This is a genomic window from Streptomyces aurantiaciflavus, from assembly GCF_049808595.1.
In the GTDB taxonomy this organism is placed as follows: domain Bacteria; phylum Actinomycetota; class Actinomycetes; order Streptomycetales; family Streptomycetaceae; genus Streptomyces.
The window spans coordinates 176,372-193,659 of record NZ_JBNCAQ010000009.1 but is presented as its reverse complement, the minus strand read 5'-3'; the positions used below and the strand labels follow the sequence as shown (position 1 = coordinate 193,659).

The following is a 17,288-nucleotide window of genomic DNA, read 5'->3' as shown; positions in this document are numbered from 1 at the left end:
TCAGTTACTTGGCAGTCACACAGGAGCGGGCGGACCGATGCTTGGATCAACCCACGGCACCCTCACCACCGACTCCCGCCGGGCCCGGGTCCTCGCGTGCGACGAGCGACCCGGGCCCGCCGTCCACGGCCGGTCCGCCGACGCGGACGACCTGGACGTCAGCGGGCGCCCGCTGTACGCCGACGTCCCCGATCTGGACCGGTTCTTCCGGCCCGGGTCCGTCGCGGTGATCGGCGCCTCGGACGCCGAGGGCCGGCCGAACACCGGTGTCACCCGGCAGCTGGTCGGCTGGGCCCAGCGGGTGGGGGCGCGGCTGCACCCGGTGCACCCCACCCGTGAGTCCGTCTTCGGCATCCCCTGCTGCCCCTCCGTCGCCGCCCTGCCCGAGGAGGTCGACCTGGCCGTGCTGCTGGTCGCCGACCCGCTGCCGGTGATCGAGCAGCTCGCCGAGGCGAAGGTGAGGTTCGCGGTCGTCTTCGCCTCCGGCTTCGCGGAGACGGGCGCGCAGGGCGCGGCGGCCCAGGACCGGCTCGCGGCGGCCGTGGCCCGCTCCGGGATGCGGCTGCTCGGCCCCAACACCAATCTCAACGCCTTCGAGCACTTCCGGGACGACCTCGACGGACCGGCCATCGCGCTGATCACCCAGTCCGGTCACCAGGGCCGCCCGGTCTTCGCCCTCCAGGAACTCGGCATCCGCCTCTCCCACTGGGCCCCGACCGGCAACGAGGCCGACCTGGAGACCGCCGACTTCCTGTCCTACTTCGCCGAGCAGCCGGAGGTCGGCGCGATCGCCTGCTACGTCGAGGGCCTCAAGGACGGCCGTGCCTTCCTGCTAGCCGCCGACCGGGCCGCCCGGCGCGGGGTCCCGGTCGTCGCCGTCAAGGTCGGCCGCACCGAGACCGGCGCCCGCACGGCCGCCACCCACACCGGCAAGCTGACCGGCGCGGACGCGGTCGTGGACGCGGCGATGCGCCAGTACGGCGTGATCCGGGTCGACGGGCTCGACGAACTCCAGGACACGGCGACCCTGCTGGCCCGCGCGAAGCCGCCGCTCGCCGACGGGGTGGTGGTGTACGCGATCTCGGGCGGCACCGGCGCCCATGTCGCCGACCTGGCGGCGGCGGCCGGGCTGCGGCTGCCGGAGCTGTCGGCGGCCAGACAGGCCGAGCTGCACCAGTGGATACCCGAGTACCTGAACGTGGCCAACCCGGTCGACAACGGGGGGCATCCCGTGGGGGACTGGCGGGGCCGGAAGATCATCGACGCGATCCTGGACGACCCGGAGGTCGGCGTCCTGATCTGCCCGATCACCGGGCCGTTCCCGCCGCTCAGCGACCGGCTCGTCCAGGACCTGGTGGACGCGGCCGAGCGGACGGACAAGCTGGTGTGCGTGGTGTGGGGCTCGCCGGTCGGCACCGAGCCCGCGTACCGGGAGGTCCTGCTCGGCTCCTCCCGGGTGGCGACCTTCCGCACGGTGTCGGGCTGTCTGACGGCCGTCCGCGCCCACCTCGACCACCATCGCTTCGTCAGCGCGTACCGCTCCCCCTTCGACCAGGCCCCCCGCACCCCGTCCCCGTCCTTCCGCAAGGCGCGGATGCTGATGCGGCCGGGCCAGCAGCTGAGCGAGCACGCGGCGAAGCAGCTCCTGCGCGCGTACGGGATACGGGTGCCGCGCGAGCAGCTCGTGACGAGCGCGGCGGCGGCCGTGCGGGCGGCGGGGCTGGTCGGCTACCCGGTGGTGATGAAGGCCTCCGGCGCCCGTATCGCCCACAAGACCGAGCTGGGGCTGGTGAAGGTCGGCCTGACCTCGGCCAGCCAGGTACGGGACGCCTACCGCGAGCTGACCGACATCGCACGCTACGAGGGCGTCTCGCTGGACGGCGTCCTGGTGTGCCAGATGGTCGAGCGGGGCGTGGAGATGGTCGTGGGGGTGACCCACGACGAGCTGTTCGGGCCGACGGTGACCGTGGGGCTGGGCGGGGTGCTCGTGGAGGTCCTGCGGGACACGGCCGTCCGCGTGCCGCCGTTCGGCGAGGAACAGGCCCGGGACATGCTCGTGGAACTGCGCGGGCGGGCACTGCTCGACGGCGTGCGGGGGCGGCCGCCGGCGGATCTGGACGCGCTGGTCGAGGTGGTGCTGCGGGTGCAGCGGATGGCGCTGGAGCTGGGGGACGAGCTGGCGGAGCTGGACATCAACCCGCTGATGGTGCTGCCCCGCGGGCAGGGGGCGGTGGCGTTGGACGCGCTGGCGGTGTGCCGGTGAGGGGTGTGTCGGCGCGGGGGCCGTCGGTGCGGGGTGGGCGGGGGACGCCGTACCGGCGAGGATCACGTCATGGACGACACGAACGGGACCGGGGCGACCGGCAGGACCGGCGAGCGAGCCGGGAGCGGCGGCCGGGGAGGCGGGAGAAGCCCGCGAGCGGGCAAGGGCCCGAGAGACGAGCCGATCGAGGAGTGGAGGGCCCGGCAGCCGACGGCCAGGGCGCTCTGCGCGGCGGTCCGGCGGGGCGACGTCGACAGGACACGCGCGCTCATCGAGGCGGGCGCGGATCCGGACCAGCTCATCGGCGAGTACGACGACTGGACGCCGCTGACCCTGGCGGCGTGCCACGGGCACCTGGCCGTCGTGGAGCTGCTGCTCGACGCCGGGGTGCACCCCGACTCGCAGAACCGGTTCGGGCTCCTGCCCGTGGTGCTCGCGGGGAGAGCCGACCCGCAGCCGTACCCGGAGATCGTCGACCTGCTGCTGAGGCACGGGGCGGACCTCGACGCGCAGATGAGGGGCAGGTCCGCCCGCGCCTGGCTCGCCCTTCCGCCGAGAACGGAGCCCGACCGTGCCCGAGACCTGGATACGCCACCGGACTGACCGCCACGTCACCCACCTCACCCTCGACCGCCCCGAGGCCCTCAACGCCCTCACGCCCGACCAGCGCGACCGCCTGATCGACCTGCTCGCCGAAGCCTCCGCCGACCCGGAGGTCCGGGCCGTCGTCCTCACCGGGACGGGCCGGGGCTTCTGCGCGGGCGCGGATCTGCGGGGCTCCGGCGGCGGCACCCGAGAGCGCGTCGCCGGTGACGTCGCCCGCACCCTCCGCCGGGGCGCCCAACGCCTGATCACGGCCGTCCTCGACTGCGAGAAGCCGGTCATCGCCGCCGTGAACGGCACGGCGGCCGGACTGGGCGCGCATCTCGCCCTGGCCTGCGACCTCGTACTGGCCGCGGAATCGGCCCGCTTCATCGAGGTGTTCGTACGCCGGGGCCTGGTCCCGGACGGCGGCGGCGCCTATCTCCTGCCCCGCCTGATCGGCCCGCAGCGCGCCAAGGAGCTGATGTTCTTCGGCGACGCCCTCACCGCGGCCGACGCCGAACGCCTCGGCCTGGTCAACCGGGTCGTCCCCGACGGCGAGTTGGCGAAGACGGCCCACGCCTGGGCCGAACGCCTCGCCGCCGGCCCGACCCGCGCCCTCGCCCTGACCAAGCAGCTCGTCAACGCCTCCCTCGACACCGACCGCGCCACCGCCCTCGCCGCCGAGGCGGCAGCCCAGGAGATCAACATGGGCACGGCGGACGCCCAGGAGGGCGTGGCGAGCTTCGTGGAGCGGCGCGAGGCGCGGTTCCGGGGGCGGTGACGAGGGCTCAGGAACCGGGCCTCAGGATCCGCAGCTCCCCCGCGTCCGGATCCCCGAAGATCACGAACAGCTCCGGCGCACGGTCCGTCCCGGCGACCGTCCAGGACGTGTCGTTCCCGCAGCCACTGCCGGTGCCACCGCCGGTGTCGAGGCGTACGACGACGTCGTCCCGGGCGTGGTAGTCGCTCTCCTCGTCGAGGGACCAGGTTCCGGTGCCGTCGCACACCTCGAAGTCGGCGGTCGCTTCGAAGCCGGGCTCGGCCGGCATCCGGGTCAGCTCGGCCCGGCCGCCCGGCAGCAGCCGCAGCACCTCGCCCTCCTCGCCGCGCCAGACGCCGGTGACGTCGGCGGCGGACAGCTTCGGGGCCTCGTACTCCTCGATCAGGCCCGTGGCGACGGCCAGCAGGCCTCCCGGCAGGGCGAGGACGAACAGGGCGACGGAGGCGACCCCCGCACGCCACCAGACGCTCCACAGGCCCCAGGCGCGTCGCGTGCTCCGCGCCCGCACGTACGCCGTCGCAAGGACGGGCAGCACGCCGAGGGCGGCGAGGACGAGGGCCGCGGCGGTGAAGGACCAGTCCCACAGCACCGCCCCCACGGCGGCCCACACCACGCCGGCCAGTGTCACGCCCAGCAGATGCTTCACCCACAGCGGCCGGCGCACTCCGCGCAGCACGACCTCGGCGAGCGCGGCCCCCGGGAACGTCTGCGCCCACGCGTGCAGCAGCCCCAGGACCGGCAGGTACACCGGCGCGAAGAGGAACAGGCAGGCCAGCCCGAGCGCCGAGCCGTAGCCGCTCCCGTACGGGTCGGTGGCCAGGGCGTGAGTCCACCACAGCGCGAACACCGCCGGAAGCTGCGCCGCCCCCGCCGCCACGGCCGCGGTCACGTCGGCGTCCGCCCTGCCGAGTCCGGCCTTGCGCCGGACACTCCCCCACCCCATGACCGCAGCGTACGGCCCCCCTTCCCGCCCGCCCGGCACACCCCTTCACATCTGACGGACCGTCAGCTTCAATGGGGAACGTGATGGGACACGCAGGCATGGCGGCCGCCGCCGTCCGCTATCTCGGGGCCCGACCGACGGAGCCGTACGAGCCGCTGCCCCGCCCCGAACTGCGCTGCGTCCGCGAGGACGAACGGGCGCCGGTCGACCAGGGCGAGTTCCGGCGGGTGCTGGGGAACTTCGCGACGGGCGTCACCGTCGTCACGGCACCGGCCACCGAGGGCGGCGATGCCCCCGCCGGCTTCGCCTGCCAGTCCTTCTCCTCCCTCTCCCTCGACCCGCCCCTCGTCGTCTTCATGGTCGGCCGCACCTCGACGACCTGGCCCCGGATCGCCCACGCGGGCGTCTTCTGCGTGAACGTCCTGGGAGCGGGCCAGGCCGGCCTGTGCCGCGCCTTCGCCGTCTCCGGCACGGACAAGTTCGCGGGCGTGCCCTACGACGCCGCTCCCGCCACCGGCTCCCCCCGCCTCGCGGGCGCCGTCGCCTGGATCGACTGCGCGATCCACGCGGTGCACACCGGCGGGGACCACCTGATCGTGGTGGGGCGGGTCGAGGCGCTGGGCGCCCACAGCGAGGAGGACGGGGAAACCGCCCCGCTCCTCTTCCACCGGGGGCGATTCGGCGGCTTCAAGGCCTGACAGCAAGGGTGCATCACTCGTTCGAGCGCACACCGCGTGATCTACGACGACACCAGCTAGGCTGTTCATAACGTCGCTGTTATGACCTGGGGTGAAGTAGAGCTGGAACCGGAGGTGGAGCAGTGGTTTCTCGCATTGCCCGCCGGCCACCGCGGTACGGTCGCGTTCTACGTGGATCTACTGGCCACTCGCGGTCCGCTGCTCGGCGAACCGTACTCGCGGCAGCTCGACGGAAAGCTGCGGGAGCTGCGCTTCCACCTGGATACCGACGCAGTGCGCATCACTTACTGGATCGCCTCGGGTCGGCGGATCATCCTGATGACGGTGTTCCGCAAGCAGCGGATGCGCGAAACCGCGGAGGTCGAGCGCGCCCGGCGGGCCCTGGTGCGCTGCGTCCAGGAACAGCACACTGTGGACGAGGTGTAAGGCATGTCTGAGCGCAGAAGCTGGAGCGAACTGCGGGACGAAGCTCTCGCCTCACCGGAGGCCCGGCGAGCGTACGACGCCGCGCGGATCCGCTTCGATCTGGGACGCGCCGTTCGTGAGCGGCGGGAGGCGTTGGGTATGACCCAGGCGCAGCTCGCACGGGTCACAGGTATGCAGCAGCCGGCCGTCGCGCGGTTCGAGGCGGGCGGGACCATGCCCACCCTGCCTCTGCTCGAGAGGTTCGCCGTCGCACTCGGCATGCGCCTGTGCGTCGGCTTCGAGCCCCTCGACCGCGCGAGTTGAGACGTTGTCTCAGGCCACCACCAACCCAGCCACCTTGGCGGACGGCCGCCGCCGGATCACCAGCGCCATCAACGCCGCCGCCGCGCACAGCGCCCCCGACGCGTACCAGACCACGTCGTACGAGCCGAACACGTCGCGGGCGACGCCGCCGAGGAAGGCGACGAGGGCGGCGCCGACCTGGTGGGAGGCGAGGACCCAGCCGAAGACGATGGCGCTGTCGTCGCCGTACTGCTCGCGGCACAGGGCCAGGGTGGGCGGGACGGTGGCGACCCAGTCGAGGCCGTAGAAGACGATGAAGAAGATCATCGGGGGGTGGACCGTGGGGGCCAGCAGCATGGGGAGGAACAGGAGGGAGACGCCCCTGAGCGCGTAGTACACGGCCAGCAGACGGCGCGGTTCGAAGCGGTCGGTGAACCAGCCGGAGGCGATCGTGCCGGCCACGTCGAAGACCCCGATGACCGCGAGCAGGGAGGCCGCCGCGGTGACGGGCATGCCGTGGTCGTGGGCGGCGGGCACGAAGTGGGTCTGGATCAGGCCGTTGGTGGAGGCGCCGCAGATCGCGAAGGTGCCGGCCAGCAGCCAGAACGGGCCCGTGCGCATCGCCGAGGAGAGGACCGTGACCGCCCGGCGTGCGGCGCCCCGCACCGGGGGCGGCTTCGGGACGAACTCCTGCGCGCCGTACGGCTTCAGGCCGACGTCGGCCGGATGGTCGCGCAGCAGCAGCCAGACGAAGGGGACGACCGCGAGGGCGGCGAGGGCGACGGTGACCGCCGCGGGACGCCAGTCGTACCGGGTGATCATCCAGGACAGCAGGGGCAGGAAGATCAGCTGGCCGGAGGCGGAGGCGGCGGTGAGGATGCCGCTGACCAGGCCCCGGCGCTCGGTGAACCAGCGGTTGGTGACCGTCGCCGCGAAGGCCAGCGCCATCGAACCGGAGCCGAGGCCGACCAGCAGGCCCCAGCACAGCAGCAGTTGCCAGGCCGCCGTCATCCACACCGTCAGACCGGAGCCGAGCGCGATCACGGTCAGGGCGACGGCGACGACCCGGCGGATGCCGAAACGGTCCATCAGCGCGGCCGCGAAGGGCGCGGTGAGCCCGTACAGCGCGAGGTTGACCGAGACGGCCGCACCGATCGTGCCGCGCGACCAGTCGAACTCCTGGTGCAGCGGGTCGATGAGCAGGCCGGGCAGCGAGCGGAAGGCCGCCGCGCCGATGATCGTGACGAAGGTGACGGCGGCGACGAACCAGGCGCGGTGCACTCGGACGCGGCTACGGGTGGGCTGCTGATCCCTTACGGGTGCGGGAGCTTCGCTTGTCTGGGTCACGCCATAAAGCTTCGGTTCTGCGCTTCTCCCCAACGAGTGGCCCGAAGGACAGCATTCGCTAGGATCGGGCCATGACCCAAGGCCGTCAGCAGGAGTCCCCGGAGTTCCGCCCGCACCGTGTCGTCGTGCTCGCCCTCGACGGTCTGCTGCCCTTCGAACTGGGCATCCCGCACCGCATCTTCGGCCGCCCCAAGGACACCGCGGGGCGGTGTCTGTACGAGGTCGTGACCTGCTCGATCCGCCCGCCCGGCCCCGTCGAGACGGACGCCGACTTCGCCATCCGGGTCGAGCACGGCCCGGAGACCCTCGCCACCGCCGACACCCTGATCGTCCCCGCCTTCTACGAGCGGGGCCCGGTCTTCGAGGAGGGCGTGCTCACCGAGGAACTGGCCGCCGCCCTCGCCCACCTGCGCCCCGGCACCCGCCTCGCCTCCATCTGCACCGGCGTGTACGTCCTCGCCGCGGCCGGCTTCCTCGACGGCCGCCCCGCGACCACGCACTGGGCCGACGCCGAGCAGCTCCAACGCCTCTTCCCGCGGATCAAGGTCGACCCGGACGTGCTGTTCATCGACGACGGCGACGTGCTGACCTCGGCGGGCGTCGCCGCCGGCATCGACCTGTGCCTGCACATGGTGCGCCGCGACCACGGCACCGCCGTCGCCAACGACGTCGCCCGCCGCACGGTCGTCCCCCCGCACCGCGACGGCGGGCAGGCGCAGTACATCGAGCGGCCCGTGCCGGATCCGCAGCAGGCCGGCACCACCACCGCGCGCGCCTGGGCGCTCGGCCGCCTCCACGAGCCGATCCAGCTGCGGGACATGGCCGCGCAGGAGTCCATGTCGGTACGGACCTTCACCCGCCGCTTCCGCGAGGAGGTCGGCATCAGCCCCGGCCAGTGGCTCACCCAACAGCGCGTCGAACGGGCCCGGCACCTTCTGGAGTCCACCGACCTGTCCGTCGACCAGGTCGCCCGGGACGCCGGTTTCGGCACGGCCCAGTCGATGCGGCAGCACCTGCAGGCGGCGCTGGGAGTGACGCCGACGGCGTACCGGCGCACGTTCCGGACGAGCCCTCAGCACGTCTAGAACGTCAGCACGGCCCGTGCCACCCGCCCCGCCTCCGCGTCCGCCGCCGCCTTCTCGAAGTCCTCCACCGGGTACGTCTGCGTCACCAGCTCGTCCAGGAGGAGCCGTCCGGCCCGGTACAGGTCGGCGTACAGCGCGATGTCCCGTTGCGGACGCGAGGAGCCGTAACGGCAGCCGAGGATCGACTTGTCCAGGTAGAGCGAGGAGACCAGGAAGGACGCCTCGGCGGTCGCGGGCGGCACGCCCAGCAGGACCGCCTGCCCGTGCCGGTCCAGCAGGTCGACGGCCTGCCGGATCAGCTCCACCCTCCCCACGCACTCGAAGACGTGGTCCGCGCCCGTCGGCAGCAGCTCCCGCACCCCCTGCGTCGACGTCAGGAAGTCGGTGGCCCCGAACCGCCGCGCCACCGCCTCCTTCGCCGGATTGGCGTCGACGGCCACGATCCGCAGCGCGCCCGCGATCCGCGCGCCCTGAAGGACGTTGAGCCCGATCCCGCCCGTCCCGATGACGACGACGCTCTGCCCGTACTCCACGCGCGCGCGGTTGAGCACGGCCCCGACACCGGTCAGTACGCCGCAGCCGATCAGCGCGGCCGACGGCAGCGGAACGTCCTCGGGGATCCGGACCGCCTGCACCGCCTTCACCACCGTCCGCTCGGCGAAGGCCGAGTTGGCGGCGAACTGGTACACCGCCCGCCCCGCGCGCGTGAACGGCTTCCCCGGCCGCCCGATGGCCTTCCGGCACATCGTCGGCCGCCCCCGGTCGCACTCCGCGCAGGTCCCGCAGTTGGCGAGCGTGGACAGCGCGACATGATCCCCGGGTACGACATGGGCGACCCCGTCGCCGACGGCCTCCACCACCCCGGCTCCCTCGTGCCCGAGCACCACCGGCGCCGGGAAGGGAATCGTCCCGTCGACCACCGAGAGGTCGCTGTGGCACAGTCCGGCCGCCGAGACCGCCACGAGCACCTCCCCCGGCCCCGGATCCCGCACCGCCAGATCGTCCACGACCTCGGCCCGCTTCCCGTCGAACACCACGCCACGCATCGCGCCCCCTATCCCTTGGGCTGTCTGGGCAGGCCGAGCACCCGCTCGGCGATGATCGTCCGCTGGATCTGGTCCGAGCCGCCGTAGATCGTGTCGGCCCGCGAGAACAGGAAAAGACGCTGCGCCTCGTCGAGTTCGTACGGCGCCGAAGGCGACCAGTCGGCCGGCCCCACGCCCGCCACCGCCCCCCGCACCTCCACCGCCAGCTCGCCGAGCCGCTGGTGCCATCCCGCCCACAGCAGCTTGGCCACACTGGGCGCCCCCGGCCCGCCCGCACCCCCCAGCGTCCGCAGCGCGTTCCACCGCATGGCGCGCAACTCGGCCCACAGCCGCACGATCCGCTCGCGTACGACGGGATCGCCGGCGGCGCCCGTCTCGACCGCCGCACGGACCACGCGCCCCAACTCCTCGGCGAACCCGATCTGCTGGGCCAGCGTCGACACCCCCCGCTCGAAGCCGAGCAGGCTCATCGCGACCCGCCAGCCGTCCCCCTCGGCGCCGACGACATGCTCCACGCGCGCGTGTGCCCCGTCGAAGAAGACCTCGTTGAAGTCGCTGGTCCCGGTCATCTGCCGGATGGGCCGCACCTCGATCCGGCCGGGCTGGTCCATGGGGACGAGGAAGAAGGTCAGGCCGCGGTGACGCGTCGAGTCGGGGTCGGTGCGGGCGAGGACGAAGCACCAGTCGGCCTCGTGGGCGAGGGAGGTCCAGATCTTCTGGCCGGTGACGCGGTACGTCCGTCCGCCGTCGGCGAGTTCGGCCTTCGTACGCACTCCGGCGAGGTCGGATCCGGCGCCCGGCTCGCTGTAGCCCTGGCACCAGAGCTCGGCGCCGGCGGCGATCGGGGGCAGGAAGCGGGCCTTCTGCTCGGCCGTGCCGTGGGCGAGGAGAGTGGGCGCGAGGAGGTTCTCACCGATGTGCCCGGAGCGGGGCGGCGCCGCCGAGCGCGCGTACTCCTCGGCCCAGGCGACCTGCTGGGTGAGGGGGGCGGTGCGGTTGCCGTACCCGGCCTCCGGCCAACCGAGGCCGATCCACCCGGCGGCGCCGAGGGTGCGTTCCCAGGTGCGGCGGTCGGCGGCGTGCGGGGCGTGCGCGTCGAGCCAGGCGCGCGCCTCGGTGCGGAACTCCTCGTCCACGGCGGTGAATCCGAACTCCACGTCCGCCTCCTCAGGCAGGGGCTACTGCGACTCGCTCAGGGGCACGGGGCCGCACCCCGACGGCACTCGAGCTCACCCGTTCGGCCGCGCCCCTTCCGTCGCGGCTCGCCGCATCTCCTCCAGCCGCTCCAGCATCGGCATCGGATCCACCCCCACCGTCCCCGGCAGAAACTCCGCGATCCGCTCGGGCGTCCAGGAACCCCCCTCCGCATAGGCCGAGCGCAGTTCCCTGGGCTGGGCCCACACCGCGATCTTCGGCCCCGCGACCGTGTACACCTGCCCGGTGACGCGCTCCTCCCGGGCCCGGTCGGACAGCAGGTAGACCACGAACGCGGCCACGTCCTCCGGCTCCCCGATCTCCGTCAGCTCCATCGGCACCCCCGCCGACATCCGCGTCCGCGCGACCGGCGCGACGGCGTTCGCGGTCACCCCGTACTTGTTCAGGCCCAGCGCGGCGCTCCGCACGAGCGAGATGATCCCGCCCTTGGCCGCGCTGTAGTTGGCCTGCGACACCGACCCCTGATGGTTGCCGCTGGTGAAGCCGATCAGGGTGCCCGAGCGCTGGGCGCGCATCACGGCCGACGCGGCCCGGAACACCGTGAACGTGCCCTTGAGATGCGTGGCGACGACCGGGTCCCACTCCTCCTCGGCCATGTTGAACAGCATCCGCTCCCGCAGGATCCCGGCCACGCACACGACCCCGTCGAGCCGTCCGTACGCCTCCACGGCCGTGTCGACGACCCGTTGCCCGCCCGCCATCGTGGAGATGTCGTCGGCGACCGCGACGGCCTCGCCGCCGGCCGCCTCGATCTCCTTGACGACGGCCTCGGCGACCTCGCTGGTGGGTGAGGCGCCGTCCACGGAGACGCCGTAGTCGTTGACGACGACCCGCGCTCCCTCCGCCGCCGCGGCGAGCGCCACCGCACGCCCGATGCCCCGTCCGGCGCCCGTGACGGCGACGGCCTTGCCGGTCAAGAAGTTCCCCACGCCGGGCCCCTTCCCGCGGTTTCTGACGGACCGTTAGATTTTATGGCCCGGCAGTCGGTCGGGGACAAGCCCCGGGGAGGCACCGAATGGCACTGCCCACGCCGCATCCGGCGTTCCAGGAGATCGCCGAGCGCGTCAACAACTGGGGGCGCTGGGGCACCGACGACGAGATCGGCACCCTCAACCTGATCACCGACGAGGTCGTGCGCGCGGCGGCCGCGGAGGTGCGCACCGGCCGCCGCGTGCCGCTGGCGCTCCCGTTGCGCGAGGACGGCGTGCAGACCGGGATGATCCCGGGGCGGGTGAACCCGCTGCACTCGATGGTGCAGATCAACCAGGAGATCTTCGGGCCGGGGACGGTGGCGTGCAGCGACGACGCCGTGACGATGGGGCTGCAGGCGGCCACCCACTGGGACGCGCTGACCCATGTCTCGCACTCGGGCCGGCTGTACAACGGCCGTCCGGCCGACACGATCACCGCGCACGGCGGCGCCGAGTTCAGCGGCATCGACACGGCGCGGCGCGTCGTCTCGCGCGGGGTCCTGCTGGACGTGGCACGCGCGCGTGGCGCCGACCGGCTGGAGGGCGGGCACCCGGTCACCCCGGAGGACCTGGAGGCCGCCGAGGAACTGGCCGGGACGCGCGTACGGGCCGGCGACATCGTGCTCGTACGGACCGGACAGATGGGGCTCTACCTCGCCGGGGACAAGCACGGGTACGCGCATCCGTCACCGGGGCTGTCGGTGCGCACGCCGGAGTGGTTCCACGCGCGCGACGTGGCGGCGGTCGCCAACGACACCCTCACCTTCGAGGTCTTCCCGCCCGAGATCGACGATCTGTGGCTGCCGGTGCACGGGCTCGACCTGGTGGAGATGGGGATGCTGCAGGGCCAGAACTGGAATCTCGAAGAGTTGTCCACAGCCTGTGGAGAAGAGGACCGCTACGCGTTCCTGCTGTCGGCGACGCCCGAGCCCTTCGCCGGTGCCACGGGCGCTCCGGTGGCACCCGTGGCCATCCTCTGACGGACGGTTGTCAGGTTTGTCGGGGTGATCAGGGCTGTCAGAGTTGTCGGAGTTGTCAGGGCTGTCGGAGTTGTTGGAGTTGTTGGAGTTGTCGCAGTTCAGGAGCAGCCGGGGACGCTGCCGGCCGGGGCGCACTGGTCGGGATCGTTGCCGGCGACGAGGGCCGCCGTCAGGCCGACCGAACCGCCCGCGACGAAGACGCCGCCGCCCTGGCCGTTCTCGGCCGTGTTGTCGGTGACGCGACTGCTGATCAGACGGGACGTGCCGCTGTTGTTGTACAGGCCGCCGCCGTCCTCCGTGGCGGTGTTCTCGTCCAGCAGGGTGCTCCGCAGGTACACGGTGCTGCCCCAGTTCGCGATGCCACCGCCGTACGAGCCGGCGTCGTTGTCCTCGATGCGGCCGGAGTTGACGGTCAGGGTCCCGGTCGCCGTGTAGATGCCGCCGCCCTCGAAACCGACGGCCGTGTTCTCGCGAACCCTGGTGCTGTTGAGCACCGTCGTTCCGAAGGTGGCCAGTCCACCGCCGGTGGAGGTCGCGGTGTTGTCCTCCAGGGATGTGGTGTTGGCGGTCAGCCGGCCGGAGGCGCCGACGTGGAGACCGCCGCCGTCGGAGCCGGTGTTCTGCGTCACGGTGGTGTTGGACAGTTGGGCGCGCGCACCGGCCGCCACCGCGATTCCGCCTCCCGGGCCCGAAGCGGTGTTGCCGGCGATGCGGGCGTTGAGCGCCGTGAGGGTTCCCCGGGTCAGGATTCCGCCTCCGGGGGTGCCGACGGCCGCCGTGGCACTGCCGCCCGACACGGCGACCCCGACGAGGACGAGGGACCCCTGGGCGGCGACCTCGGCGATGCGGAAGGGCGTGAGTGAGGCGCGGGTGATGGTGGAGGCGCGGCCGATGACGGTCAGCCTCCCGGTGATGGTGGGAAGTCCGTTGGCGCCGTCGGGGCCGACGGGCTCGGCGGCGGGAGCCGTGAGCGTGTAGGTGCAGCCGGGCGCGAGGACGATCGTTCCGGCGCCGAGGTCGTTGGCCCGGTCGATCCGCTCGACCAGCTCGGCGACGTCTCCGCACGGGACCACCGCCGCACTGCTCGAGGCAAGGGTCTCGGCGGTGGCCGGCGTGGCGATGCCCGACACGGACGTGCCCAACAGTGCGGCCAAGGCCAGGCCGCGCATGTTCTTCACGGTCAGCACTGGTTCTTCCTCGTTTCTCTGGTGGGGCCTCGGCAGTCCACTGTGATCATGGCCGTCGGCTGTGCGCACCCAGTGGGATCCGGACGGGTGAGGGCAGGGCTTCGGCCGGTTTCGAGGGGCGGCGCCTCTTGAAGCAGGCCGCACGTGCGGTCTCCTCGACCGGCCTTTCTTCTCAGGGGTGTTGGCGACGGTCACCGTGGGGGGCGCGAAATGCGCGCTGGGCCGTTCGCGTGAGTTGCCCAGGAGCCCCTTGCCGTTGGCATAGCCGCGATGAATAACTGGAACGGATCCGACCGGTGGGCCGCCCGTCCTCGCCGGGGGATGCGGCAGCCGGACCCGCCCGCGGCTCTTTCCGGAAGAGTCCGGGTGGCCATTCCGGCATACCGCGATGGGCACCCCCGGTGGGGAACTGGATCCCGTTCAGCCGGTGCCGTTCGCGGCACCGGCTGAAACGGCTGCCCAGGTCATGTCCCGGGCCTCCGTCGATCGACGAGGCCGACGCGATGTCCGCGGAGACGAAGCCCCCGCACGACGCCGCACGACCGCCCCGACCTGGGGCACACATGCTCGACCCGTACTCCTTACGAGTGATGCGAGTTGACGACCCCTTGTCACTCGATCGGACGTGTGGGTCACTGAAAGTGCGAACCGGCGGGCTGCCCATCCCCGTGCCGGGGGATCGTTGAGACAGGCAGCGTTTGCCGGTTTTCTCTTTGCCCGAGGGGATGCCGAAGGCCGTTGTTCCTCGCGTCTCGCGCCCTGTGCGCGGAAGCAGATGTCTCCTCGTTCGCCCCGTGCCCGGTGACACCGACTGCGCCTGGACGGCCCCGGAAGAAAGAGCAGACCTGTCTGCGGCAGGGCTGGTTCCTTGGTCCCGACGGGCATGGCGGCCGGTGACGGGTTCCCCTTGCCGGTTCCTCGCATGTCTCCCTCAACCAGCGAGGAGTGTCTCATGCCCATTTCTCCGAATCAGGGTTCCACCGGCGGCGGAACGCTGGTGACCATCACGGGGACGAACCTGTCCAACACCAGCGCCGTGAAGTTCGGCACCAAGTCGGCCACCAACGTCACCCAGGTCTCGCCGACCCAGGTGACCGCCGTCTCCCCGTCGGGAACCGGCACGGTCGGGGTCACCGTGACCACGCCCGGCGGAACCAGCAACCCGGTGTCGTTCTTCTACGTCGGCGCCCCCTTCAAGGGCTCCCTGGGGACCACGTCCGGGCCGTTGGCCGGCGGCAACGTCATCACGCTCAACGGCACCGGTCTGCAGACGGCCACCAGCGTGTCCTTCGGCGGGGTGACCGCCACCCCCACCGTAGTCAGCGACAGCCAGCTCACCGTCACGGTTCCGGCGGGCCTCGCGGCGGGGCCGGTGGGGGTCAGCGTGACCACCGCCGGCGGCACCAACAACGGCCTGTCGTACACCTACGTCGACAACCCGACGATCGGGACGATCAGCCCCAACTCGGGTGGGACGTCGGGTGGCACGGCGGTGACCATCACCGGCACCAACCTCGACAGCACCGAGTCGGTCACCTTCGACGGCAATCCGGCGCCGTTCTCGGTGATCAACTCCACCACGCTGTCGGCGGTCACCCCGCCCGGGACCGCGGGCGCCGTCGACGTGGTGGTGAGCAACCCCTCGGGATCGGACACCGAGGTCGGCGGCTTCACCTACGTGACCGGCCCCGGCATCTGATCCGTCCGGCAGCCTTCGCTCGACGGAGGCGATGAGTACCCGTCCGGGCGGCAGCCACCCCCTCCGCCCGGACGGGCCCCCGGCCCGCGTCCACGGGCGTGTCCCATCGAAGGAGTACAACCATGGCTGCCCCTGTGGTCTCATCGGTCAGTCCCAACCAGGGACCGGCCGCCGGCGGCACCACCGTCACGGTGACCGGCACCGGCTTCACCGGCGCGACAACCGTCCGGTTCGGCACCAAACCCGCGACCTCGTTCACCGTCAACAGCAACGCCCAGATCACGGCGGTCAGCCCGTCCGGCACCGGGACGGTGAACGTCACCGTCACCACCAGTCAGGGCACCAGCACCCAGCAGGTGTTCTTCACCTATGTCACCGGGGGCCCGTCCCTCACCGGCCTGACACCGGCTCAGGGGACGGTCGCCGGCGGCACCACCGTCACCCTGACGGGCGCCAACCTGACCGGGGCGACGGCGGTGAGCTTCGGCGGAGTGCCCGCGACGTCGTTCACCGTCACCTCGGCCACGCAGATCACCGCGGTGGCCCCACCGCATGCGGCCGGCAGCGCGGCGGTCACCGTCACCACTCCCGGCGGCACCAGCAACGCTCTCACCTTCACGTACGTGACGGCCCCTGCCGTCACCGGCCTGTCGCCCGCCCAGGGCCCGAGCTCCGGCGGCACCACCGTGACCCTGACGGGCACGGGCTTCACCGGGGCGACGGCGGTGAGCTTCGGCGGAGTGCCCGCGACGTCGTTCACCGTCACCTCGGCCACGCAGATCACCGCGGTCACCCCGCCCCACACGGCCGGCAGCGCGGCGGTCACCGTGACCACCCCCGCCGGCACCAGCAACCCCGACGACCCCAGCGCGTACTTCTTCTACGCGGCGCTGCCCTCGCTGACCGCCGTCACGCCCCCGTCCGGGAGCACGGCGGGCGGCACCACGGTCGTCCTGACCGGCAACGACCTGCTCGGTGCGACGGCGGTGAGCTTCGACGCGGCGCCCGCGACGTCGTTCACCGTCGACTCCGCCACGCAGATCACCGCGGTCACCCCGCCCCACGCGGCCGGCAGCGCGGCGGTCACCGTGACCACCCCCGGCGGCACCGGCAACCCCGTCAGCTACGTGTACGTCGCGGCCCCCACGCTGCTCTCGCTCGTTCCCGCCCAGGGACCGACGCACGCCGGCACCGTCATCACCCTGACCGGCACCGGCCTGACCACCACGAGCGAGGTACGGTTCGGCTCCACCCCCGCGGCGTTCACGGTGGTCTCCCCGACGCAGGTGACCGCGGTGGCCCCGGCGGGCAGCGCCGGGCCGGTCGGCGTCACGGTCGTCACCGCCGCCGGTACCAGCAACCCCCTCTTCTACACCCGGGTTGCGAGCCCCGGCATCTGAGGGGCGGCTCCCGCGGCCGGGCGGCAGGTGCACCCCTGCGCCCGGCCCGATGGCCTGTCCGGCCGTCGTGACGGCGGCACGGCCCCACGCGCCGCCGTCCGACTCCGGCGTTCCCGCCCCGGTTCCCTTTTCTCCCCCTGACGGAACCGACGCCGTATCACGACTCACACTCGCCGAGGGCTCTCGTCACCGAGGCCCTCGCCGTCCCCTCGCGGCGAATCGCTGACCTCAAGCGTGATCAGTCGCTCACGAGGCGTCAACAGCCCTTTGGCGATTCATCACTTAAGCCCTTTTTGCCCCCGGTGCGCACGGAAGCACGGACCGGCGCACCGCCGCACACCTCGGCACGCGCGAGCGGATCACCATGCACCCACGCACCG

At 72.6% G+C, this 17,288-nt stretch carries 16 protein-coding genes; 10 read left to right on the top strand and 6 right to left on the bottom strand.

What is annotated here, in order from left to right; translation table 11 throughout:
• The first annotated feature begins 37 nt into the window (after positions 1-37).
• The 3 genes from ACPT94_RS13075 to ACPT94_RS13065 all read left to right on the top strand — a co-directional run bounded on the left by ACPT94_RS13075 (position 38) and on the right by ACPT94_RS13065 (position 3,629).
• Positions 38-2,263, top strand: a complete 2,226-nt coding sequence (locus tag ACPT94_RS13075) for an acetate--CoA ligase family protein (protein WP_425245880.1) — start codon at positions 38-40, stop codon at positions 2,261-2,263.
• Positions 2,264-2,332: 69 nt separating this feature from the next.
• Positions 2,333-2,866 carry an ankyrin repeat domain-containing protein gene (locus tag ACPT94_RS13070; RefSeq protein WP_425245879.1) on the top strand — a complete coding sequence of 178 codons (534 nt, stop codon included), beginning with the start codon at positions 2,333-2,335 and terminating at the stop codon, positions 2,864-2,866.
• Positions 2,835-3,629, top strand: a complete 795-nt coding sequence (locus ACPT94_RS13065; RefSeq protein WP_360334475.1) for an enoyl-CoA hydratase/isomerase family protein — start codon at positions 2,835-2,837, stop codon at positions 3,627-3,629. The genes ACPT94_RS13070 and ACPT94_RS13065 overlap by 32 nt, the downstream gene beginning before the upstream one ends.
• Positions 3,630-3,636: 7 nt before the next feature.
• On the opposite strand, the gene ACPT94_RS13060 is transcribed toward ACPT94_RS13065, so the two are convergent.
• Positions 3,637-4,572, bottom strand: coding sequence for a hypothetical protein (locus tag ACPT94_RS13060; protein WP_360334472.1), 936 nt, complete (start codon positions 4,570-4,572; stop codon positions 3,637-3,639).
• An 83-nt stretch (positions 4,573-4,655) separates the two neighbouring features.
• On the opposite strand from ACPT94_RS13060, the gene ACPT94_RS13055 reads away from it, so the two are divergent.
• The 3 genes from ACPT94_RS13055 to ACPT94_RS13045 all read left to right on the top strand — a co-directional run bounded on the left by ACPT94_RS13055 (position 4,656) and on the right by ACPT94_RS13045 (position 5,999).
• Complete coding sequence (locus ACPT94_RS13055) at positions 4,656-5,270, top strand: flavin reductase family protein (protein WP_360334729.1); 615 nt, start codon at positions 4,656-4,658, stop codon at positions 5,268-5,270.
• An 81-nt stretch (positions 5,271-5,351) separates the two neighbouring features.
• Positions 5,352-5,696, top strand: a complete 345-nt coding sequence (locus ACPT94_RS13050) for a type II toxin-antitoxin system RelE/ParE family toxin (protein WP_360334469.1) — start codon at positions 5,352-5,354, stop codon at positions 5,694-5,696.
• 3 nt (positions 5,697-5,699) lie between these two features.
• Positions 5,700-5,999 carry a helix-turn-helix domain-containing protein gene (locus ACPT94_RS13045; protein ID WP_360334466.1) on the top strand — a complete coding sequence of 100 codons (300 nt, stop codon included), beginning with the start codon at positions 5,700-5,702 and terminating at the stop codon, positions 5,997-5,999.
• Positions 6,000-6,008: 9 nt separating this feature from the next.
• Here the strand turns inward: ACPT94_RS13045 and ACPT94_RS13040 are convergent, their stop codons facing one another.
• Positions 6,009-7,325, bottom strand: a complete 1,317-nt coding sequence (locus tag ACPT94_RS13040) for an MFS transporter (RefSeq protein ID WP_425245878.1) — start codon at positions 7,323-7,325, stop codon at positions 6,009-6,011.
• Between the two features lie 71 nt (positions 7,326-7,396).
• Here ACPT94_RS13040 and ACPT94_RS13035 point away from each other — a divergent pair, with 71 nt between their 5' ends.
• On the top strand, positions 7,397-8,410 hold the full coding sequence (locus tag ACPT94_RS13035) for a GlxA family transcriptional regulator (RefSeq protein ID WP_425245877.1): 1,014 nt from the start codon (positions 7,397-7,399) through the stop codon (positions 8,408-8,410).
• Here ACPT94_RS13035 and ACPT94_RS13030 read toward each other — a convergent pair.
• The 3 genes from ACPT94_RS13030 to ACPT94_RS13020 form a co-directional block, all read right to left on the bottom strand.
• On the bottom strand, positions 8,407-9,456 hold the full coding sequence (locus ACPT94_RS13030; protein WP_360334457.1) for a Zn-dependent alcohol dehydrogenase: 1,050 nt from the start codon (positions 9,454-9,456) through the stop codon (positions 8,407-8,409). The genes ACPT94_RS13035 and ACPT94_RS13030 overlap by 4 nt on opposite strands.
• A gap of 8 nt (positions 9,457-9,464) precedes the next feature.
• Entirely contained in the window at positions 9,465-10,613 is a 1,149-nt protein-coding gene (locus ACPT94_RS13025; RefSeq protein WP_360334454.1) for an acyl-CoA dehydrogenase family protein, read from the bottom strand.
• A 72-nt stretch (positions 10,614-10,685) separates the two neighbouring features.
• Positions 10,686-11,600: an SDR family NAD(P)-dependent oxidoreductase gene (locus ACPT94_RS13020; RefSeq protein WP_360334451.1), complete on the bottom strand. Its 915-nt coding sequence runs from the start codon at positions 11,598-11,600 to the stop codon at positions 10,686-10,688.
• Between the two features lie 86 nt (positions 11,601-11,686).
• Here ACPT94_RS13020 and ACPT94_RS13015 point away from each other — a divergent pair, with 86 nt between their 5' ends.
• A complete protein-coding gene (locus tag ACPT94_RS13015; RefSeq protein ID WP_425245876.1) occupies positions 11,687-12,622 on the top strand; it encodes a cyclase family protein in 936 nt (311 codons plus the stop codon).
• Between the two features lie 98 nt (positions 12,623-12,720).
• Here ACPT94_RS13015 and ACPT94_RS13010 read toward each other — a convergent pair whose 3' ends face one another.
• Complete coding sequence (locus ACPT94_RS13010) at positions 12,721-13,809, bottom strand: right-handed parallel beta-helix repeat-containing protein (RefSeq protein ID WP_360334446.1); 1,089 nt, start codon at positions 13,807-13,809, stop codon at positions 12,721-12,723.
• A gap of 952 nt (positions 13,810-14,761) precedes the next feature.
• On the opposite strand from ACPT94_RS13010, the gene ACPT94_RS13005 reads away from it, so the two are divergent.
• Together ACPT94_RS13005 and ACPT94_RS13000 are read left to right on the top strand one after the other, a co-directional pair.
• Positions 14,762-15,508, top strand: a complete 747-nt coding sequence (locus ACPT94_RS13005) for an IPT/TIG domain-containing protein (RefSeq protein WP_360334443.1) — start codon at positions 14,762-14,764, stop codon at positions 15,506-15,508.
• Between the two features lie 122 nt (positions 15,509-15,630).
• Complete coding sequence (locus ACPT94_RS13000; protein ID WP_425245875.1) at positions 15,631-16,908, top strand: IPT/TIG domain-containing protein; 1,278 nt, start codon at positions 15,631-15,633, stop codon at positions 16,906-16,908.
• Positions 16,909-17,288 lie beyond the last annotated feature (380 nt).